The organism is Treponema bryantii (assembly GCF_036492245.1).
Taxonomy (GTDB): Bacteria; Spirochaetota; Spirochaetia; order Treponematales; family Treponemataceae; genus Treponema_D; species Treponema_D bryantii_C.
Map to the genome: position 1 here is coordinate 683,645 of NZ_AP025286.1, position 22,240 is coordinate 705,884.

Genomic DNA, 22,240 nt, shown 5'->3' on the forward strand with positions numbered 1-22,240 from the left:
ATCACATATTTACTCACAAAAAAACGACAATTTCGTACAACTCTGCCTATTTTAACAGTAGAGGTTTTTATGAAGAAATTGCTTGTTATTTTAGTGATGGTGTGCGGCATTTTGTCTGTAGCCGTACTTACAGGTTGTAAAAGTCAGTTTGTAAAGGAGTCGTCTTTCCGTCGCTCCGGCTCAACATCAGAAAGGGGCGGGGGAAAACAGTCTCTTTCTCTAGTCTGCTGGAATGTCCAGACTTTTTTTGATGCTGTAACTACAGGAAATGAATATCAGGAATTTAAGAATTCTGAACGCTGGACTAAAGAAAAATATGTAAAGCGTTTAAATAAACTTTGTGAAATTATGACAAATCTGAATCCTGATATTTTTGTTATGGAAGAAGTTGAAAATACTGAGGTAGTTCAGGATATAGCAAATACTCTGGCGGGCGGTTCCTGGGAACACAAGAAAAACTGGCAGTATACGTGTTTTACAAAAGAACTTGGAAGTGCAATTGGCTGTGCTGTATTTTCGAGATATGAAATTTCAGAATTAAAAACACATGCTCTTGATATAAGAACTCAGGAAACAAGTCAGCCTTCTTCCCGCCCGCTTATGCAGCTTACAGTAAATATAGGAAATCGAGAGCTCGAACTTTTTGTAAATCACTGGAAGTCAAAATCCGGCGGAGAAATGGAAACTGAAATCTGGCGTGACTGGCAGGAACTGGTTCTGGCAGAAAGAACAACAGATTTGATAAAAGAGATGCAGGCACCTTTGATTGTGATGTGTGGAGATTTTAATAGAAGTGCCGAAGATTTTGTAATTGAAGCTGCTGGTGGTAAAACAACAAATACAGTTTTGAGGGGAAACTCAGAGACTGTAAAAGTCTGGTCTCCATGGTTTAATTCAGCCGGTAAGCTTTCGTCTGAAAACGGCAGTTATTATTATAACGGAGAATGGGAGCGTATAGATAATATTCTTCTGCTTGGGAATCTGGAAATGACTTCGTTTTCAGCAGTTAGAGATTCTCCTGTTGCAGATGAAGAAGGAATCCCTGTTTCTTATAAAGTCTATACCGGAGAAGGTTATTCCGACCATCTGCCTCTTAAGTGTGTAATTTCCTTTTAGAGATTATTTCAGTAAAACCCAGGTTGCTCCGCTTCCGCCCTCAGCCTTTGTCTTAGGATGACCCGAAGCACCACAGCGTTTATCGTGCTCGATAAAACGACGTACAAGTTCACCAAGAACAGGATCTGAACCGGAAGAGTGAATTCCTTTTCCGTGAATAATGAGCACCTTACGAAGTCCGCGTGCTTTACAGTCAGTAATAAAGCGGTCCAGACTTTCCTGCGCTTCTGTCTGATGTAAGCCGTGTAAATCAAGACGAGCTTCAGGCTGCATGCTAATCAGATAATTTCTGTCATATAGCTTAGAACGTTCTTCCTGCTCTTCTGCAATCTTGTCTTTGTCTATTGTTCCGTATCGGCGAAGCCACAGCTCCATTGGATTTATCTGTTTTGAGTTTTCTGCTTTAAGCTGCTTTTCAAAATCTCGTTCAGCAGCGCGCGCTTTTTCTTCTGCAGTAGGAGCGTTTGCCTTTTTGTGCGACACCTGATTCTTTCCGCTTTCCTTCTGTTTTTTTATCTGATTTTTCTGCATTGAATCCCATTGATTCAGAATGTCGCCCATGTCCATAATAACCCTCCGAGTTTATTTCAGAATAATTTATTTGATTATAATTATTTTATCTGATGTGCACCATCCGCCAGTTTCACCAACTTCAATGTAATACCACTTTCCTGTGTGTTCAAGAATACGTACACGGTTACCTCTTCCAACCTCAGAAACTGATTCAGCATTTTCCTGAGGAATAGAATAGATTTTACAGCCAGCAGAAATTCCATAGCGTTCACTACGTCTCACAGCACAGTAAAATAAAACTGCAGCGCCAAGAATTAAAAGAACTATATACATCAGCATTCTGATTTTGTGCTTTCTGCGTATTGAAATTATGATAAACACAATAGAGATTAAAATTATGATAATTGAGATATAAAGATAAATAGTCGGAAAAATTGGATTTTCAGAAATCACAATTCCACAGGACTCTTCAAAATTGATGCGGTCTCTTCGAGCCTTTGGATACAATAAAAACTCGTTGTGTTCTTTGGAATAATAATCCGCAAGCCGCATACAGTCTTCATAGCTTAATTCTGAATCAATTACTACAGAAGTTTCAGCAGTCTCCTGATAAAAGGCAGCAGAGAAAATATCTGTATCATCAGTAGCAGCTGCTGCTTCATCTGCTTCGGTAAAATCAATACAAATTTCAGGCATTAAGAGTTCGCTTCTGTAGCCGTTGTAACCAGTGGCACTTAAACGGATTGTCGGCAGTTTAATTGTTTCTGCAACGAGCCCCGTCCATTCAAAAGAAGCAACAGGAAGCAGAATGTGAGAATAAACTCTTTCCCGGTAACGGTTTTCTGTAAATTCAAATTGTTTTGTACAGGTAAAAATAGAATCCTTAGGAATTTCCCAGTTGAATTGTACAAGCTGAGTTGCGTACTGAAGGTTTACAGTAAAGCCAAGCTTTTTACCAGTTGGTACTGTAAGCAGCGGCTTTGGAAAATTCAATTCATCAGAATACACTCTTGTACCATCATCAAAAACAAGTACAATACGCGGAGTCAAGGTTGCCGGATCATCTGTGATTGAAACCGGTTCAAAATAAATCGAGCGACGGCGGTTCTGAATCATAACCGAAAGGGGAGCAAGAGAGTAATCTCCTTTATTTGCAAAGTTGTACCAGATTTCAATGAGAGTTCCCTGTTCTTCATAGTTTTCAGCCTTGCGCAAAGTTCGGAACGTTATATCATCCTTTTGATTTGCAGCAAGCACCTGAACCTGTGATGGCTGAACATACGGTATAGTGACGATAAATTTAATATCAGTTTTTGTATAAAGATTCTGACTTTCTTCCGGAACAAGTCTTAGCTGCTTAATCTTTTCAAGAGTGAGAGTCTGTGAAAAGACAGGGGCAGCAGCAAAAATCAGGAGAGCTGTGATTAGAAATCTTCTGCCAGATCTGATGAGTCTTTTGATTCGCTGTTTTTCCATTGTTTCTGATCATTCTCCTTTATATGTTCGAATACTGCTTTTTCAAGATTTTGTGGTGAAGCTTCTTCCTGAGAAGCCTGAATCTGATTACTCTGATTCTGTTTTCCCTTTGCCTCACTCTGCTGAACTGAAAGTTCAAAATTGATTTTTGCGTCTATCTTAGAACTGTCTATTTCGAGCGCCTTTCTGAAATAATCCTTTGCTTCATCAAAATCAGAATTGCGCCAGGCAAGTATACCCGCATTATAAAAAGCTGAATAGCGCACCGCATCAGGTGCATCATCTGGAATCGCCTTGAATTGTTCGAGAGCTGCAGAATCTTCTCCAATCATAATGTATGCAGTTCCAAGGTCATAAAGAGCATAACTTTGATTCTGTCGGTTTGCTTCAGCTGCTGCATTTTCAGAAGCCTGCATAAAACGGGAAACTGCATGTCTGTATTTTTTCTGATGATAAGAAACCGTTCCGTTAAGAATATCTGCAGTCTGAGAAGAACAGCCGGAAAGGAAAATTGTTATCAGAGAAACAAAAGCTGCTGCCTGTGCACGCGAAGTCTTTGCTCCAAAAAATCTTGCAAAATTAAATTCCACAGTTATATAGCTCAAAATCAAAAAAAGAGCTGCCAGCGAAAGGAAAAGCTTATAGCGTGGAACTGGCTTTACCTCATAAGAAGTAATCAGATTTTCAGTAGTACCAAAACGCAGTTGAGAAAGCAGCTGAACTGCAGAACCTTTTTCCAGAGAATTGATGTATAAAAGATTTTCATGATTATTGAAAAATCGGAAACGGTTAGAGGCATCTGCAATAGCAGCTTCAAGCCGGTCACGTCGAAGAGCACTCATAACCTGAGTTTTTCCATCTCCAGTTAAAACTGCAGATTCAGTTTCTGAACCAAAGCCAATTAAAGTAACAGGAATGCCAGCTTTCTGACATTCGAGCAAAGCAGAAGAAAGCTGGCCGTCTGTTTCTTCACCATCTGTAAATACCCAGATTTTTCCGGCAGAAGAAAAGTTTGCCGGGAAAGTTTCTTTTGCCTTTAAAATTCCTTTACCAATGCTTGAACCTGGAACAGTCATTAAAGAAGGTGACATAACTTCAAGCAGTGATTCAACCATAGCAGTATCATCAGTAATTGGAATAGCTGCAATGCCGTCTCCCTTTGCAATTACAACAGAAACAGGAACTCCCTCCATTTTAGAAAGAAGTTTCTTTGCATAGATTGAGGCTGCCTTAAGACGTGTTGTATCTCCAGGACAATCCTTTGCGAGCATACTGTTAGAGATATCAAAAACCATTGCAACAGAATGCCCGCTCTTCTGAACAGGAACAAGATAAGTTCCCCATGTAAGACCTGCATGTGCCAGCAGAAGGAAAACAAAGGAAAGTGCTAGACATGCAGAACGAATAAATAGAGTTTTTTTATATCGGAAACAGATCATTTCTTTTAGAATGATTCTGCGTATAACCCATGCAAGTACAAAAAGAATTATTGCAATGGAAATAAACTTCTGATAGAAAAGTTTGTTGACAGTTCTGTAAGTAAAAGTCTGCGAAACAGCTTCCGTTTTAGAAACAGCACTCAGAATTTCTGAAAGTTCATTTACAGTTACTGCTTCAAAATATCTTCCACCTGCAATATCAGAAATCTTCTTTAAGGAAGCCGGATTGAAGTTTGAATCAAGATATCCAGAGTAAAGCCGTTTAGTTACCGGGTCTGTGTATTCAATTGGAACCTTTCCTTTTGAACCAATTCCGACAACATAAATTGTAATGCTGTTATCTGCTGCAAGTTGAGCTGCAGTTTCCGGATGAATTTCTCCAGCATTATTTTCACCATCTGTAAGAAGAACAATACATTTTTTCTGAGCAGAAGAAGAAACAAGATGGCATACTGCAGTGCTTAAGCCATCACCAATTGCAGAACCGTTTCCAAAAGAACCCGCAGAAATCTGAGAAAGTCTTTCAGAAAAGAAAGTCAGATCACTAGTAGGTGGAACTAGAACTGCAGCATTACTTCCAAGTCCGACAAGACCATAACGGCTTCCGTCGTTTTTATTTGTAAGCAGATAGATAGCATTCTTTGCTGCATCAAGACGCTGTCCTCCGTCCATATCTTTTGCAGACATAGAAGGGCTTGTATCCAGAACAAAAACAATATCAGTTCCAAGAGAAGTATAAACCTTTTCCTGATTTGAGATTACAGGCGCTGCAAGTGCACCTACAGAAATTAAAAAGCCCGCAGTAAAGAAAATTGACGCAAGGACAGAAAGAAATTTCTGAGGATGACCTTTCCATTCAAAATGGTGACCTTCCCAATCTGCAAGAACAGCAGGAAAAGATATACGGTTAAAAATTTTAAAATGTCGTAAAATAAAAAGTGCTGGAATCAGCAGAAGAAGAAAAAAGGCTGCAGGGTTTTCAAAGTTAGTCATTATTTTCCTCCTTTACCGGAGCTTCAAATATTTCAATGCAGGAAATCAGTTTATCAATAAGCTGCTTAAGCTCTCCAGATTCAAAACTGGCATTCTTGCTGTAGCGGATAAAATCTGTGCGGATAAAGCCTGCAACAATTTCACCAAAGGCTTCTTCTTTGTTATCCGAAAGTAAACCTCCAGTTGCAGTCTGCCAGCCCTTCATCATTTCTGAAGTAACTGTATGTGTAAAAGGATAATCAAAACGCACCTCAAGATAGCGGCGCATAATATTCTGAATCTTTTCTGCATTGTCTGCCTGAAGAAGCTGTTTAAGAGTCTGTTTTTTATTTTTCTTATATTTTTTCAAAAGCTTTTTTTGATTTATATAAAATAAAAGAGTTTTTCTTTTTACAATTATTCTGATGATTATGATGATTGCAATTACAAAAGCAGCCAGAGTTCCATAAAGCTTATAGGCAGTTCCTGGAAGAAGCAGAGGAGCTGCAGAGTCATGAAGGGTAGTTGCATTAGCCGAGTCAGTAGAAATAAGTGAAACAATCTGAACCGGCTGAAATTCAAGAATGAGCTCAGTGCTTTCAATTTCCATTGGCGGTAAGTGAAGTTCTCCCGTTTTCCATGGAACAAAGGTTATAGTAAACTGATAGAAATCAACACCCGCAGGAGAGAGTGTGATTCTGCTGATTTCATAATCAGTGTGTGGTGTCGCAAAGTTTGAAGTACTCTTTTCTGAAGTACTGTTAGCAGCATTGGTGAGTTGGCTAACTAACGTTAGTTCGGCAGTACCGTTGCTTGTAAGTTGTTTTAATACCGGACTTGGATTATTAAAAGTACAGCGAAGTTCTGCTGTATCTCCAATGTAAACCTTTTTAGGAACGAGAATCTGCTGTGGTGAAATAATCTGCATATTCTTTCTCCCCGTTACCTTACTTTTGCCTTACGTGCAAAAATCTGATTCAGCACCTGAACAGGTTCTGTTTTTGTATCGAGTACCACAGGCATAATTCCGTGCTTAATGCAGAAATCCTGCCAGCGGTTCTGATTCATTTCGTTGAAACTTCGCCATTCCTTTTTAAAGGCCGGTGAAGAAGAAGGAAGCGACATCTGAAGACTGCTTTCTGTATCTTTAAAAACAACAGTACCGAGAGAAGGCAGTTCTTCGTCGCTTGCGTCGTGAATATTTATAGCAATTACATCGTTTTTCTGAGCAAGAGAAATTAAAGGCTTTTCCCAGCCGCCGCAGCGGAAGTCCGAAAGGACGAATACGAGGGTTCGTTTGCGGAGTACTTTAGCCGCTGCAGAAATTGCATTCGGGAGCACTGAGCCGGGCGTTGGAGTAGCCGGCAGTCGATCAAGGTGGTTCAGAATCTGCATTGTAGTTTCTTTACCGAGTGAAGGCTCGCACGAGAAATGAATTGCCCCGTCGAAGAATACTGCACCTGTCGGGCAGGCATTTATTTCAGCGGCAATTGCAACGAGGGCAGCGGTTTCGGCTGCAGAGGCGTATTTAGTGCGGCGGTCAGAGTTTGTTTCAAGCTGCATGGAAAGCGACGAATCTGTAATAAGGAAAAGTTGAAGTTCGCGTTCCTCTTCGAATACTTTTATGTACGGCCGCCCCATGCGTGCAGTAACGTTCCAGTCTATAGTGCGGATGTCGTCTCCGCGTATATAATCACGGACGCCTGCAAACTCAATTCCCTGGCCTCGGTAAAGAGAACGGAAATTACCGCTCTTCATACCGTCGGCAATATCTTCTGCCATCAGCCGCAGGTAGAGTGCTTTTTTTATGAGAGATTCATTATTTGCAAGGTAACGTTTTGGCATTTACGGAACCGGAATAAAATCAAGAATCCTTGTGATAATGTCATCCGCAGTAACATTGTCAGCTGCAGCTTCGTAAGAAAGTACAAGACGATGACGCAGAACATTAAGAGCCACGGCCTTAATATCTTCTGGAAGAACAAAATCACGACCAGCAAAAAGAGCCTTAACCTTAGCACACTGAAGCATAGCAATACCCGCACGAGGCGAAGCGCCAAAATGAATGTAGCGGGTAATATCGTTAGAGTTTGCTGTATTTACAAGAGTACGGCCAGCCTGCTGTTTCTTAGAGTTCTCAGGACGAGTAACAGTAAGAATAGAAACAATGTATTCAACAAGCTTTTCATCACAGGTAACAGAAGCAGCCGCCTCACGCAGAGCCTTAATATCATCAGCTTTAACAATCTGCTTTACAGGTACATACGGAGCCTGACCACAAGTCTGAACAATTTTAATTTCATTGTCAGCAGCAGGGTAAGTGATAACCAGCTTCATCAAAAAGCGGTCCAGCTCAGCCTCAGGCAGATTGTAAGTTCCTTCCTGTTCAACCGGGTTCTGAGTAGCAAGTACAAAGAACGGCTCCGGCAGCTTGTAAGTTTCTTCGCCAATAGTAATCTGGCGCTCTTCCATAGCCTCAAGCATAGCCGACTGAACCTTAGCAGGTGCACGGTTAATTTCATCCGCAAGAATCACATTTGCAAAAACCGGTCCCTTTCGTACACTGAAAGTACCCTTGTTCTGTTCATAAATAAGAGTACCGGTAACATCTGCCGGCAGCAAATCCGGAGTAAACTGAATTCGCTTAAAATCCAGCCCCAGAATCTCCGCAGTAGTTTTTATAGCAAGAGTCTTTGCAAGTCCTGGTACACCTTCAAGCAGAACATGTCCACCTGCAATAAAAGCAGTCATAATATCATCAATCAGATTTTCCTGCCCAACAAGCCTTTTAGCAGCTTCTGTACGGCAGTTCTCAAGAATTTTTACGATTTCTTTATTCATATTTATCATTATATCAAAAAAAATATAGGGAATGGAACACCTAAAACAATATTCTATATAAATGAATAAAATTGTGAGGAATTGATATATAACTTTCAAAATCTTATTGAAAGCGTGAAAAATATATTCAATTCAATGAAATTAAACAGTATAATGTTGTAAAAATTTAAATAATTAAGAAATTATGAAAAAAATATCAATCACATTATTATTTTTATCTCTATGTTTTTTATTCATTTCTTGTCCAACCATAATAAAAGGTGAAGAAGGTGTCATTATAGGAAATTATCCAGATTGGGTTGCTATACCTGGAAATGAAGGGTGCAGTTGTGCTGGAACTTCAGAGTGGATGGATTGGGAATCAGAAAATGGAAAAAAACTTCTATGTTTTATTCCAGATGAAGAAATAAATAAAACAAAATCAGGAAAGTTTAGATTAATAATATTTGACCAATATATAGCTGTTATGCTGAATGATATTGATAGTACTGTTATAAAAGCGGCCTATAATTACATTGGTGATAAAAGTGACGGCATGGGGATTATTGAGGTATATCCAGAGCAGAAAGATGCAGAAACTGCATATGAATATGATTGTTATTGTAAAAAAAATATGTCTGATCCTGTTTCTGAAGATAATAAAGCCCATGTTTTAATGACAAGAATTCGAAGCAATGGTTATGATATTGGTTTTAATTATCAGCTTACTGTTGCAGATGAACTGATTATTGATGTTGATTTAAAAAATACTAAAAACAATGAGGCGGTTGTATTAGACAAAGTATATCCATGGCTTAATTTCTCTTTAATTAAACAAGATCCATATACATGTTATGGCTTCTCTTGTGATTGTGAAAATAAAAGTGTACAGATTCCTGCATACTGGAGATTATGGGGGATAGATGTATATCCTGGAAATACTCCTGTTGATGGGAATTCAAATATTGAAAAATATATATATTATTGCTTTGAAGGCTTTTCTTTACGTTCCATAAATGAAGAAACACAGACAATTCAAATTAATTTACTTGATGCAAAAGAAAGTGATTTTGCTGATTATATGGAAGTTGTAAGAAGTGGTGATGTCGGAACTCTTACATATTATAAGTTAAATAATGGTATTTCTGTTGTCGTAAAAAAATATACTGACTTATATTGTGAAGAAAATTAATTTAAAAATATATATTCTAAACTGTATAAATATGCATTTAACTACCATTTTTCTGCATAATCATTGACTAAGCAAGTGTAAATTCGCATAATTAGGGCATTATGATTAATCCATTAGCAAAAGATTTGAATGATACCTTATCAGGTACAGTAGTAGACGCCCTCATGTCAGACATGGGCCGCCGCCTTTATTTTCCAAACGGAATTATTTCTCAGGGTGGAGAAGCTGCAAAAGACGCTCACTTCGCAAACGGTACAATCGGAATGGCAGTTGCTGCCGGAACTCCGATAGAGCTCGATTCTTACAAAAAGAATATGCCTTCACTTACACCTCGCGAAACAGTTGCTTATGCAAAAACAGCCGGTAATCCAGACCTCCGTGCTTTATGGAAAGAAAAAATCATTGCTAAAAATCCGTCACTCAAAAATAAACAGTTTTCACTTCCAATTCTTGTACCTGGACTTACTGCAGTTCTCTCTTATGTAAGCGACCTTTTTGTTGATGTAGACAAGCCGCTTCTTGCTGCAGATCCTTGCTGGGATAACTACGAACTGATTGCAGCAGCCCGCCGTGGTGCAGAGTTCCATCAGTTCAAGTGTTTCGAAAACGGAAAGTTCAACATTGCAGATCTCGAAGCAAAGATGAAGGCAGATGCAGAAAAATACGGTTCAGTTCGTGTAATTCTCAACTTCCCTCAGAATCCTTCAGGCTACAGCCCAACTGTTTCAGAAGCAAAGGAAATCGTTCGCATCGTTCGCGAACTTGCAGAAGCTGGAAAGAAGGTTCTTGTACTTTCTGATGATGCTTACTTCGGACTCAATTACGAAGATGATATCGAACCACAGTCACTTTTTGCTTACATGGCAGACCTTCACGAAAATGTACTTGCAATTAAGGCTGATGGTCCTACAAAAGAAGACTTTGCATGGGGCTTCCGTGCAGGTTTCGTAACATTCGCATCAAAAGGACTCACAGACGCTCAGTATATAGCACTTGTAACAAAGTTCATGGCTGCAATCCGTTCTTCAGTTTCTTGTTCTTCAACACCTTCACAGAGCCTTGTAATGCATGCTCTTAAGGATGAAGCTCACGAAAAGCAGAAGCTCGAATGCCGCAATATGCTTAAGCGCCGTTATGACCTTGTTCGCGCATTTGTAAATAATCATAAATCTGATGTTCTTGAACCACTTCCTTTCAACTCTGGTTACTTCATGAGTTTCCACGTGAAATCTGGAAAGGCAGAGGAAATCCGTAAGGAACTTCTTAAGTCAGAAGGAATCGGAATCATTCAGATTGACCCATATACTCTTCGCGTTGCTTTCTCAAGCATTGATGAAGATAAGATTGATTCAGTTTACACAAGCATTTATAATGTAGCTAAGAATTTTTAATTCATAAGGAATAAAATTTGAAGCATACATCTGTACTTTCTACTCTTATACTCTGCGCAGGTATGATGTTCTGCGGCTGTTCAAAAGGCAGTCCGCAGAATAGCCGAACCGTTTATCAGCAGGATAGAATTGTAATCTGGACAAGCTGCCGCGAGTTCGCGCAGTACATAGAACTTTTTAACCGTCAGCACAAGGATAATTGTGCAATTCTTGTTTACAAGGATAATCCTGCTCTTTCTTTACCACCTGCAAAAGATGAAAACCCGCCTGATATAATTGTTGGTTCCTGGCTTCGTACAGATTCTCCGCACAAAAGCTTTAAATCTCTTGATTATCTTTTTGATACCAAGAAACTCACTTCAGAAGTTTTTTATCCGCAGCTGCTCAATTCCGGAAAAAGAAAAGCTGTTCAGTATCTTCTTCCGGTGAGCTTTAATCTTCCTGCAATAATTTTTGCAACAGAAAATAAAGATCAGATTCCAGACAGTTATGTACTTTCTCTGGATCAGATTCGAAGCACAGCTTCTGCCTATAATGCAAAAAACACTAAAGAAGCGTATACAAAAATCGGTTTTACCCCACTTGGAAATGATGATTTTCTTTATCTTGTTTCAAAAATGATGGGAACTGATTTTCGGGAAGAAAAGGGTGAAATCGCCTGGGATGGTCAGGCTCTTCTGGATTCTGTTGCCTTCCTTCGCGACTGGGTTTACAAAGAAAATACTTCCCCGCAGATTGAAGAAGATTTCACTTTTAAATATCTGTTCATGCCTTATTATCGCCAGGTTTCTTCCGGACGAACGCTGTATGCCTATACTACAAGCGACAGTCTTTTCAAGATTCTAAAAGAACAGGATCTTGCTGTAGACTATCGATGGGTAGTTGAAAATAATTCAATCTACATTGAAGACTCTGTAACCATGATGGGAATTTATAAAGATGCCAGAAATCAGGTGGGCGCTACAGATTTTATTTCATGGTTCTTCCAGTCTGAAAATCAGAAACACATTCTCGAAACAAAAGAAAACATGCATCTTGAAACGGATATGTTTGGAATTGCCGGAGGATTCTCATCTCTGCGTGATGTAACTGAACATATTCTGCCGATTTATTACAATCAGCTTTTGACAAATCTTCCGCCGTCTCAAATGCTCACAGCTCCGCAGAAACTTCCTGCACGATGGGAGAGTTATCGAACTTTGGTTATTGAGCCTTATATTAAGAATGCGGTAACGGTAGGGGATGGTGAATCTGCGCAGACGCTGCATGATTATGAGAAAGAGTGGCGGAAGAAAGTCTTCGACTAATAAATCAATGACATCTTATGATATTTGAGCGCTCCCGTGGGAAAACACATCAGGCTGCGGGCGAGCCAGTTTTTTGTGTTAAAAAATAAAGAGATTTTCACAAGTGAAAATCTCTTTATTTTTTTTCGATGGCTAAGCGCCAAAACTTCTCGATGCAGCCTGATGTGTCTTCCCACTCCGCACTCAAATATCACAATATACAGTTAATATTATTATCTCTTCTTGCTTACAAATTCTCTCAACAATATGAATCCCAGAATTATCACACCACCGACGATACACTTTACCGTCGGGATCTCGTGGACAAACAGGAATACCCATACCGGGTTCATCAGTGGCTCAATCATTGTAATAAGTGATGCTGACAATGCTGTGACTTTCTTGATTCCAATTGAGTACATGATATTCGGAATGCCCATTTGTAAGAGGCCGAGTAACAGCAGGAAGGTCAGTGAACGTAAATCCGGCACTCCGCGTTCCATCAGGAAAATGAATGGAAGTCCGAACGAAGCGGTAATAATCTGTGCGAGCATGAAGGCGTCTTTTGAAGTGTTGTGAGACGGGATTTTACCAGTTTCTCGAATCTTTTCTGCAATCAGAAGCTGCTGCTTTCTCTGGAAGAGGGTAGTGGCAGCCCAGGTAACGCCTGAGAGGGCTGCGATTGTGTTTCCTAAAAGTGCAGTCTCTGCAAACTCGCCGCTCTGATTTTCCATCAGGCTGTCTGCAAAGAAAAGCACCATACCCACTGCAATTCCTGCAAAGGTGATGTAATCGATTTTTCTGTTTTTCTCGCCGAGGATAATTGCGCTGAAAAGAATTACCCAAACCGGGCTTGTGTACTGCAGAAAAATTACGTTTGCTGCATAAGTGAGCTTGTTTGATATAACGTACATTATCATTGTGGCCGCATAACTCAAAGCAGATAGCCACAGGTAAATTGTCTGAGCCCGGTCAATCTTTCCGCTGACTTCGTCTTTTACATAAAAGTGCGGCAGCTGGCGTGTAAAAACAGCCATTACTAAAAAGGCGAAAGTACTTCGCAAACCCGCAATCGCAAAAGAATTTACGTTTACATATTTTAAGAAAACACCGCCGAGACTCCAGCCCAGCGCACAGATTACAAGAGCCGATGCTCCTTCCGGCTTTTTCATTTGAAGAGCTCCAGAGCAAATCGAACTGTATCCATTGCGTCCTTGCCGTAGAAGTCTGCACCAATCTGGTCGGCATATTCCTGCGTCATAACAGCGCCGCCAACGCAGGTTTTTGCCCACGGACATTCCTTGCGCAGCAGTTTAATCGTCTCTTCCATTGCAGCAACCGTCGTAGTCATAAGAGCTGAAAGTCCAACAAGCATTACGTGATCTTTTTTGCACGCCTCAACAACTACCTCAGGCGGTACATCCTTTCCAAGGTCAATTACGTCAAAGTCATAATTTTCCAGCAGAACCTTTACAATGTTTTTTCCGATATCGTGAATATCGCCCTTTACCGTAGCGATAATAATTTTTCCTTTCGGCGCTCCCTTCTTTCCCGATTTTTCCATGTACTCGCGGATCTCACCAAACGCCGCTTTAGCCGCCTCTGCCGCCATCAAAAGTTGAGGAAGATACATCGTCTTTTTTTCAAAGCGCTTACCCACGTAGTCCAGTCCAGGAATCAGGTACTCGTTAATAATCGTGAGTGACTCCGTAGTTTTCAAAAGTTCTCGGGTAGCCGCCGCTGCATCAGTTTTGAGTCCATGGATTATTGCATTTGAAAGGGGGGAAGTCTCCCCCTCGCTCGCACTTCGTTGCTCGCTACCCCCTCCAGCGGGGGTGCCCCCCGCATCGCCCCCGGAAGTACCGGTAGCTGGCACAAGGTTTGCAAGCCTCTCGCTTTCCTTTCCGCTCCACTCAATATAATCCGTACAGTTTTCGTCGCGGCCAGAAAGCAGGTTATAACATCTCCATGCCTTAATCATTTCGCCCTGAAGTGGATTCATAATTGCCGCAGAAAGTCCTGCTCCCATACAGAGTGTAAAGAAACTTGCAGTAACATATTCGCGCAAAGGAAGTCCAAAGCTTACGTTTGAAATTCCAAGGCTGGTAAGACCGCCCATTTCGTGAATAGCACGAACTGTTTCCATAGTTGCAATGCCGGCCTTTGAGTCTGAACTTACAGCCATGGCAAGAGGGTCTATAATAATATCTGATTTTCTGATTCCGTATTTTGCAGCTTCTGCGTAAATCTTTTTTGCAATTGCTACACGGCGTGCGCTGTCTTCAGGAATACCGTCTTCATCAAGGGTAAGGGCAACAACAAGTCCACCGTATTTTTTTACGAGCGGGAACACTGTGTCCATAATTTCCTGCTTGCCGTTTACCGAGTTAATCATCGGCTTTCCGTTGTAACGGCGCAAAGCTGCTTCCATAACGTCCGGCTTAGTCGTATCAATCTGTAGTGGCAGTGTAGTTACGTTCTGAAGTTCATCGAGAACTCGGAGCATCATTTCTTTTTCATCAATTTCCGGAAGGCCTACGTTTACGTCCAGAACCTGGGCACCAGCTTCTTCCTGTTCCATTCCCTGATGAATGATGTAAGGAATGTCTCCTGCACGCAGAGCCTCTTTGAATTTTTTCTTACCTGTTGGATTTATGCGTTCGCCGATAAGTACCGGGCGGTGAGGCCCTCCGAAGTAGACTACTTTTGTATTTGAGGAAACACTGCCGATGCAAGGGGGCGTTGCGGGGGTGTCCCCCGCAGAAGGGGTAGTGGAAGACGCGCCAGCGGCTGGAGTGAGGGGAAGGCCTTCCCCTCCTAATGCTGTTGAAATGCCTTTGATATATTCCGGTGTAGTTCCACAACAGCCGCCGAGCACAGTTGGACCGAGTTCTGCGAGCTGTTTCATTGCGTCGACAAACTCGGGAGCTTCAACGTCAAAAACGGTCTTGCCGTCTACAACTTTTGGAAGGCCGGCATTTGGCTTAACGAGAACGGGAACGCTTGCTGCTTTACAGAGTCGCTCAACGGTCGGCTTCATTTCCAGAGGGCCGAGGCTGCAGTTTACACCAACCACAGAAACGCCAAGGCCTTCGAGCATTGCAACCATTGTCTCTGGCGTAGAACCGCTCAAAGTTCGGCATTCTCTGTCATAAACATTACTTACGATAATCGGGAGATCTTCGGCTGCAATTCCGAGGTCTTCCATGGTTTCTTTTGCGGCAAGAACGGCGGCTTTAGATTCATAGCCGTCGTTCATGGTCTCTATCATTACACAGTCGATTTTGTTTTCTTTTGCAAGAGGGAAGGCTGCGGCAAATGTTTTCTTAAAAAGTTTTACGCAGTCTTCAAAATCAAGGTCGCCCATCGGTTTGAGAAGTTTTCCGCAGGAACCGATGTCGAAGGCGATAAAATAATTTCCGTCCGGTTTTTCGGCACGGGCTTTGTTGCGTGCTGTATTTGCATCCTCAATGGCGGCTTTTACAAAGCGTTCCAGTTCCAGCGGAAACTTTGTGATAAAAGCGCCGAATGTATTTGTGTTAACGATATTAGAACCGGCTGCAAAATAGTTGTAGTGCAGCTGAACGATGCGGTCCGGGTGTTTTGTGTTCCAGGTTTCCGGGAGTTCTCCGGGCTTTAAGCCCATGCCCTGCAAAACTGTACCTGTGCCGCCGTCAAAAAATAAAATCTCTTTTCCTAATAAATCGTGAAGTTTAGTCATGTGCGCAATTATAGCGGATTTATAATTCTAAATCCACGACTGTTGCTTCTGTAGCGCGGATAAGGTCATCCGGCTTGATTTTTATCTGAACGCCGCGCTGTCCGCCGCTGATGCAGACTTTGTCGTGTAAAATGACTGTTTCATCTATAAAGGTTCGGAATTTCTTTTTCATTCCAAGTGGTGTACAGCCGCCGCGGATGTATCCTGTGAGTCCAAGGAGTTCTTCCGGCTTTACAGGACCGATTTCTTTACAACCTGCGGCCTGTCGGGCTTTTTTGAGATTTATTTCACTAACTGCGCTCTGGCAGAATACACAGATTTCTTTTGATTCAGTGCGCATTACAATTGTCTTAAAAACAGTTTCTGGTGCCACGCCAAGTTTCTCCGCCGTGCGGCCAGCAGCCCCGCGGGCGAGCTCGTGTTCGCCGTCATCTTCATATTCTGCGGCTTCGTATTCGATTCCGAGGCCGTCCAGAATTCTCATAGCATTTGTCTTTTTCATATTTTTATTTTATCAAAAAAGCAAAGTGGAGTCAGTATGAAATTAGTGGCTCATATCACGAAAAAACGGACTATAGCAAACTGTATGCTGTATGGGAAGGTGGGGCTGAAATTGCGGGTCCCAGCGACGGCAAAACCGAAAAAGTAATCCCCCAGGGTGCCCCAGGCTCCTCATTTTTGCTTCGCAAAAATTTGTCGCAACCCTGGGACCCCCTTTTTCGTTTTGCCTGCGTCCCACAATTTCAGCCCCACCTTCCCACAAAATCTCGTCTCATATTTCGTCCCGTTTTTTCGGGTAATCTCCGAGTTCTTATTTCCTCCCTCCCACTTAAAAATAAAAATATTAAAAAATGTAGTAGTTCCCCTAAAACATGAGATTGTGAAGTGCGGAGCAGAAAAAGACCGGAGGCTGCATTGAGCCGATACTGGGCCGCCGATTCGGCTGAGGATACGAGCGGAGCGATGAGGCTCACCGCAGCCTCCGGGCTTTTACGGCGGGAGCACTTCAGAATCTCAAGATTTCAGCAAATAAATATTTACAGAAAAATTTAAAAAAAATGCAAAAATTTTTATTTTTTTTATAAATTCCTGTTGACAACTTTTTATCAAATCTATATATTAAATCTCACCTTCGCAACACTGAGTTGCGAAACAACAAACAGTTTTTTGACATAACAGGGAAGGAAAGAATAGAACGAATGAGGTTCTAACGAAATAAGCGAGAAATCGCTAGTTTTGTTCTGATACTCAATTGACTACATTTTGTCAGTTTTTTACTAAACTGAACCAAAATCAATTTCAACTAATATATAATAGTTAGAATTGAACTGTTTATGAAGATCATTAGCCTTCGGGCTATTGAAATAATCATGGAGAGTTTGATCCTGGCTCAGAACGAACGCTGGCGGCGCGTCTTAAGCATGCAAGTCGAGCGGTAAGATTGGTGCTTGCACTAATCCTAGAGCGGCGGACTGGTGAGTAACGCGTGGGTGACGTACCTTTGTGACGGGGACAGCTCCTAGAAATAGGAGATAATACCGGATACGCTGCATGTTGTCAGAGGACATGCAGGAAAGGATCTTTTGATTCGCACGAAGAGCGGCCCGCGTACTATTAGCTAGTTGGTGAGGTAACGGCCCACCAAGGCAACGATAGTTACCCGGCCTAAGAGGGTGATCGGGCACATTGGGACTGAGATACGGCCCAGACTCCTACGGGAGGCAGCAGCTAAGAATATTCCGCAATGGACGAAAGTCTGACGGAGCGACGCCGCGTGGATGATGAAGGCCGGAAGGTTGTAAAATCCTTTTATGACTGAGGAATAAGCAGAGTGAGAGAAACGCTTTGTGGTGACTGTAGGTCATGAATAAGCAACGGCTAATTACGTGCCAGCAGCCGCGGTAACACGTAAGTTGCGAGCGTTGTTCGGAATTATTGGGCGTAAAGGGCATGTAGGCGGTTCTGCAAGTCTGGTGTGAAATGCCGGGGCTCAACCCCGGAACTGCGTTGGAAACTGCAGAACTTGAGTCGCTGAGGGGCAGCCAGAATTCCAGGTGTAGGGGTGAAATCTGTAGATATCTGGAAGAATACCAATGGCGAAGGCAGGCTGCCAGCAGATGACTGACGCTGAGGTGCGAAGGTGCGGGGAGCAAACAGGATTAGATACCCTGGTAGTCCGCACAGTCAACTATGTACACTGGGTGTCCGTTCATGAGAATGGGTGCCGAAGCAAACGCGATAAGTGTACCGCCTGGGGAGTATGCCCGCAAGGGTGAAACTCAAAGGAATTGACGGGGGCCCGCACAAGCGGTGGAGCATGTGGTTTAATTCGATGGTACGCGAGGAACCTTACCTGGGTTTGACATACACAGGAATTATTTAGAGATAAGTAAGCGCAGCAATGCGCCTGTGAACAGGTGCTGCATGGCTGTCGTCAGCTCGTGCCGTGAGGTGTTGGGTTAAGTCCCGCAACGAGCGCAACCCCTACTGCCAGTTACTAGCAGGTAAAGCTGAGGACTCTGGCGGAACTGCCGGTGACAAACCGGAGGAAGGTGGGGATGACGTCAAGTCATCATGGCCCTTATGTCCAGGGCTACACACGTGCTACAATGGCAGGTACAGAGTGAAGCGAAGCAGTGATGTGGAGCAAAACGCAGAAAGCCTGCCTCAGTCCGGATAGGAGTCTGAAACCCGACTCCTTGAAGTTGGAATCGCTAGTAATCGCACATCAGCACGGTGCGGTGAATACGTTCCCGGGCCTTGTACACACCGCCCGTCACACCATCCGAGTGGGGGGTACCCGAAGTCGTGAGTCTAACCGCAAGGAGGACCATGCCGAAGGTACGTTCCGTGAGGGGGGTGAAGTCGTAACAAGGTAGTCGTACCGGAAGGTGCGGCTGGATCACCTCCTTTTAAGAAAAGGAATATCAAGTGTATGTGTACACACTGTCAATTGATTTTATTCGTTCTTCTTTCTTTCCCTGTTCTGTCAAAGAACAACTAATAGCCATGGGGAATTAGCTCAGCTGGCTAGAGCATCGGCTTTGCAAGCCGAGGGTCAGGGGTTCGAACCCCCTATTCTCCACTCTTCTGGGACAGTAGCTCAGTTGGTTAGAGCACCGCTCTGATAAGGCGGGGGTCACAAGTTCAACTCTTGTCTGTCCCATAGGTACTGAAGGATGTGAAAGTCTGAATGTACGAAGTTTTTTGAAATTACGAAGGAAGGACGGAAGTTAATGCGGGAATATCTTCAGACGCATTAACGAGAAGAAAACGCTTGTAAGCGAGGGATTGTGTACTGCTTGGTTAGAAAATGTACACACACGAAAATCCCGGTTTAAGTTTAAGAGCGGAAAAGATGATATGGCCAAGCGAATACAGGTCTATGGCGGATGCCTGGGAGCTGTCAGGCGAAGAAGGACGTGATAAGCTGCGATAAGCCGGGGACAGGAGCACATATCCGTTTACCCCCGGATTTCCGAATGGAGTAATCCGGTATCAGCGATGATATCACCTGAATGTCTGAATATATAGGACACAGGAGCAATACTGAGTGAAGTGAACCATCTAAGTAACTCGGGAACAGAAATCAACAGAGATTCCCCAAGTAGCGGCGAGCGAACGGGGAGAAGCCCAAACCACTTAAGTGGGGTTGTAGGACCGCATACGAAGTTTAGAGAAAACTTTTTTATAGGAGAAGCTTCTGGGAAGGAGCGTCAGAGAGTGTGAAAGCCACGTATCCGAAATGAAAGAGTCTTCAGCGGTATCCTGAGTATGGCGGGGCACGTGAAACCCTGTCAGAATCCGGGTCGACCACGATCCAAGGCTAAATACTGAACAGCTACCGATAGCGGACAAGTACCGTGAGGGAAAGGCGAAAAGAACCCCGGTAAGGGGAGTGAAAGAGAACCTGAAACCATAGACTGACAAGATGTCACAGCCCGCAAGGGTAGTGGCGTGTCTTTTGTAGAATAAACCTGCGAGTTGCGTTATGCAGCGAGGCTAAAGAATAGAAGTTCTGGAGCCGGAGCGAAAGCGAGTGTGAACAGCGCGAAAAGTTGCATGACGCAGACCCGAAGCCAAGGTGATCTTGTCATGGGCAGGCTGAAGGCAGGGTGAAACCTGTTGGAGGGCCGAACAGTAATCTGTTAAAAAAGGTAGTGATGACCTGTGACACGGAGTGAAAGGCTAAACAAACCTGGAGATAGCTGGCTCTCCCCGAAATGCCTTTAGGGACAGCCTCATACAAAAATGCCGGAGGTAGAGCACTGGATGGAAAAGGGGGAGTCAAATCCTACCGATTTCAATCAAACTGCGAATGCCGGTATTCAGCGTATGGGAGTGAGACTGCGTGCGCCAAGGTTCGTAGTCGAGAGGGAAACAGCCCGGACCGGCAATTAAGGTCCCAAATTCATGCTGAGTGTGAAATGAAGTGCGGATGCACAGACAGCCAGGAGGTTGGCTTAGAAGCAGCCATTCCTTAAAAGAGTGCGTAACAGCTCACTGGTCGAGCATCCGTGCGCAGACAATGTAACGGGGCTAAGCATGAAACCGAAATTCCGGAATCATTACATAGGTAATGATTGGTAGGGGAGCATTGAATTAACTGATGAAGGAATACCTGTGAGGGGTTCTGGAGGAGATTCAAGAGAGAATGCAGGCATAAGTAACGAAAAAGCGGGTGCGATCCCCGCTCGCCGAAAACCTAAGGTTTCCAGGGTAAAGGCAATCTGCCCTGGGTAAGTCGGCCCCTAAGGCGAGGACGAAAGTCGTAGTCGATGGGAAATTGGTTTATAATCCAATACTTAATTAGTTTTTATGGAATGACGCATGAGGTGAAATCCGGCCGGGCGACGGTTGTCCCGGTCAAAGCGACGAGTTGCTGAGGAGCTGGTTAAAAGAAGCTCTGAGATGAGTCGTTACAGCGAGGAAGCAGAAAGTGCAACTGAAGCGGACGTAATCAAGGTGCCGGGAAATAATTCCTAAGTGTGGCTAATTAAACCGTACCGGAAACCGACACAGGTAGGAAGGATGAGTAATCTAAGGCGCACGAGCGAACTCGCGTTAAGGAACTCGGCAAAATGCGCACGTAACTTCGGAAGAAGTGTGGCTCACGTTAGAAATGATAGTGAGCGGCAGAAAGCAGGCCCAGGCGACTGTTTATCAAAAACACAGCCATCTGCGAACCAGCAATGGGACGTATAGGTGGTGACACCTGCCCGGTGCAGGAAGGTTAAGAGGAGATGTCAAGAGCAATCTGACGCATTGAATCGAAGCCCCTGTAAACGGCGGCCGTAACTATAACGGTCCTAAGGTAGCGAAATTCCTTGTCGGGTAAGTTCCGACCCGCACGAATGGTGTAACGATTCTGGGCACTGTCTCAACGCGAGACTCGGTGAAATTTATATTCCGGTAAAGAAGCCGGATACCCATAATTAGACGGAAAGACCCCGTGAACCTTCACCGTAACTTAATATTGGGATCCTGTTTATCATGTGTAGGATAGCTGGGAGACTGTGAGGCGTGGCCGTCAGGTTGCGCGGAGTCAATGGTGAAATACCAGCCTTGATGAACAGGATTTCTAACCTTATCCTTGAAGCAGGATTGGGGACAATGTTAGGCAGGCGGTTTGACTGGGGCGGTCGCCTCCCAAAGAGTAACGGAGGTGCGCGAAGGTCTCCTCACTCCGGTTGGAAATCGGAGCACGAGTGTAAAGGCACAAGGAGGCTTGACTGCGAGAGTGACAATTCGAGCAGGTACGAAAGTAGGTCTTAGTGATCTGATGGTGCTGAGTGGAAAGGCCATCACTTAACGGACAAAAGGTACTCCGGGGATAACAGGCTGATTTTCCCCAAGAGTTCACATCGACGGGAAAGTTTGGCACCTCGATGTCGGCTCATCACATCCTGGGGCTGGAGCAGGTCCCAAGGGTTTGGCTGTTCGCCAATTAAAGTGGTACGTGAGCTGGGTTCAGAACGTCGCGAGACAGTTCGGTCCCTATCTGTTATGGGCGATGGAAGTTTGAGAGGAGCTGCTTTTAGTACGAGAGGACCGAAGTGGACGAACCTCTGGTTTACCAGTTATCCTGCCAAGGGTAAGTGCTGGGTATCTAAGTCCGGAAGGGATAACCGCTGAAAGCATCTAAGCGGGAAGCCCACCTCAAGATTAGACTTCCCTGGAACTTTAAGTTCCCTGAAGACTCCTGGGAGACTACCAGGTTGATAGGATGCAGGTGTAAGCGTCGTGAGGCGTTCAGCCGAGCATTACTAATAAGTCGTGAGACTTGGCCATATCATCGTTTCCGTTCAAAACGA

13 protein-coding genes, 2 tRNA genes and 2 rRNA genes are annotated in these 22,240 nt (G+C 43.4%); 8 read left to right on the forward strand and 9 right to left on the reverse strand.

The window, feature by feature from the left end; translation table 11 throughout:
• Positions 1-69 precede the first annotated feature (69 nt).
• Positions 70-1,116: an endonuclease/exonuclease/phosphatase family protein gene (locus AABJ44_RS03420; protein WP_338370463.1), complete on the forward strand. Its 1,047-nt coding sequence runs from the start codon at positions 70-72 to the stop codon at positions 1,114-1,116.
• Between the two features lie 3 nt (positions 1,117-1,119).
• On the opposite strand, the gene AABJ44_RS03425 is transcribed toward AABJ44_RS03420, so the two are convergent.
• The 6 genes from AABJ44_RS03425 to AABJ44_RS03450 are packed head-to-tail and all read right to left on the reverse strand — an operon-like array spanning position 1,120 to position 8,357.
• Positions 1,120-1,683 (reverse strand): Smr/MutS family protein, encoded by a 564-nt coding sequence (locus tag AABJ44_RS03425; RefSeq protein WP_338370464.1) that lies wholly within the window; start codon positions 1,681-1,683, stop codon positions 1,120-1,122.
• A 30-nt stretch (positions 1,684-1,713) separates the two neighbouring features.
• Positions 1,714-3,105, reverse strand: coding sequence for a hypothetical protein (locus AABJ44_RS03430; RefSeq protein ID WP_338370466.1), 1,392 nt, complete (start codon positions 3,103-3,105; stop codon positions 1,714-1,716).
• Entirely contained in the window at positions 3,054-5,537 is a 2,484-nt protein-coding gene (locus AABJ44_RS03435; RefSeq protein WP_338370467.1) for a VWA domain-containing protein, read from the reverse strand. Before AABJ44_RS03435 ends, AABJ44_RS03430 begins: the two co-directional genes overlap by 52 nt.
• Positions 5,530-6,444 (reverse strand): hypothetical protein, encoded by a 915-nt coding sequence (locus tag AABJ44_RS03440; RefSeq protein WP_338370468.1) that lies wholly within the window; start codon positions 6,442-6,444, stop codon positions 5,530-5,532. Before AABJ44_RS03440 ends, AABJ44_RS03435 begins: the two co-directional genes overlap by 8 nt.
• 14 nt (positions 6,445-6,458) lie before the next feature.
• A complete protein-coding gene (locus AABJ44_RS03445) occupies positions 6,459-7,361 on the reverse strand; it encodes a DUF58 domain-containing protein (RefSeq protein ID WP_338370469.1) in 903 nt (300 codons plus the stop codon).
• A complete protein-coding gene (locus AABJ44_RS03450; RefSeq protein ID WP_338370470.1) occupies positions 7,362-8,357 on the reverse strand; it encodes an AAA family ATPase in 996 nt (331 codons plus the stop codon).
• Positions 8,358-8,541: 184 nt separating this feature from the next.
• Here AABJ44_RS03450 and AABJ44_RS03455 point away from each other — a divergent pair, with 184 nt between their 5' ends.
• The 3 genes from AABJ44_RS03455 to AABJ44_RS03465 all read left to right on the forward strand — a co-directional run bounded on the left by AABJ44_RS03455 (position 8,542) and on the right by AABJ44_RS03465 (position 12,226).
• The gene (locus AABJ44_RS03455) at positions 8,542-9,528 is read left to right on the forward strand and encodes a hypothetical protein (RefSeq protein WP_338370471.1); all 987 of its coding nucleotides are present in this window, start codon (positions 8,542-8,544) and stop codon (positions 9,526-9,528) included.
• A gap of 101 nt (positions 9,529-9,629) precedes the next feature.
• Entirely contained in the window at positions 9,630-10,919 is a 1,290-nt protein-coding gene (locus AABJ44_RS03460) for an aminotransferase class I/II-fold pyridoxal phosphate-dependent enzyme (RefSeq protein ID WP_338370472.1), read from the forward strand.
• 17 nt (positions 10,920-10,936) lie between these two features.
• Complete coding sequence (locus tag AABJ44_RS03465; RefSeq protein ID WP_338370473.1) at positions 10,937-12,226, forward strand: hypothetical protein; 1,290 nt, start codon at positions 10,937-10,939, stop codon at positions 12,224-12,226.
• Between the two features lie 212 nt (positions 12,227-12,438).
• On the opposite strand, the gene AABJ44_RS03470 is transcribed toward AABJ44_RS03465, so the two are convergent.
• Genes AABJ44_RS03470 through ybaK form a run of 3 tightly spaced genes read right to left on the reverse strand, consistent with a single transcriptional unit; the run spans position 12,439 to position 16,428 of the window.
• Positions 12,439-13,377, reverse strand: a complete 939-nt coding sequence (locus tag AABJ44_RS03470) for a DMT family transporter (protein ID WP_338370474.1) — start codon at positions 13,375-13,377, stop codon at positions 12,439-12,441.
• The gene (locus AABJ44_RS03475) at positions 13,374-15,926 is read right to left on the reverse strand and encodes a homocysteine S-methyltransferase family protein (protein ID WP_338370475.1); all 2,553 of its coding nucleotides are present in this window, start codon (positions 15,924-15,926) and stop codon (positions 13,374-13,376) included. Before AABJ44_RS03475 ends, AABJ44_RS03470 begins: the two co-directional genes overlap by 4 nt.
• A gap of 19 nt (positions 15,927-15,945) precedes the next feature.
• A complete protein-coding gene (gene ybaK / locus AABJ44_RS03480) occupies positions 15,946-16,428 on the reverse strand; it encodes a Cys-tRNA(Pro) deacylase (protein WP_338370477.1) in 483 nt (160 codons plus the stop codon).
• A gap of 865 nt (positions 16,429-17,293) precedes the next feature.
• Here ybaK and AABJ44_RS03485 point away from each other — a divergent pair.
• The 4 genes from AABJ44_RS03485 to AABJ44_RS03500 all read left to right on the forward strand — a co-directional run bounded on the left by AABJ44_RS03485 (position 17,294) and on the right by AABJ44_RS03500 (position 22,217).
• Positions 17,294-18,839 (forward strand): 16S ribosomal RNA (locus tag AABJ44_RS03485).
• A 98-nt stretch (positions 18,840-18,937) separates the two neighbouring features.
• Positions 18,938-19,011 (forward strand) — tRNA-Ala (locus tag AABJ44_RS03490).
• 7 nt (positions 19,012-19,018) lie between these two features.
• Positions 19,019-19,092: transfer RNA gene (locus AABJ44_RS03495), tRNA-Ile, on the forward strand.
• 199 nt (positions 19,093-19,291) lie between these two features.
• Positions 19,292-22,217, forward strand: a 23S ribosomal RNA gene (locus AABJ44_RS03500).
• The 16S and 23S rRNA genes sit together here with 2 tRNA genes alongside, the layout of an rRNA operon.
• Positions 22,218-22,240 lie beyond the last annotated feature (23 nt).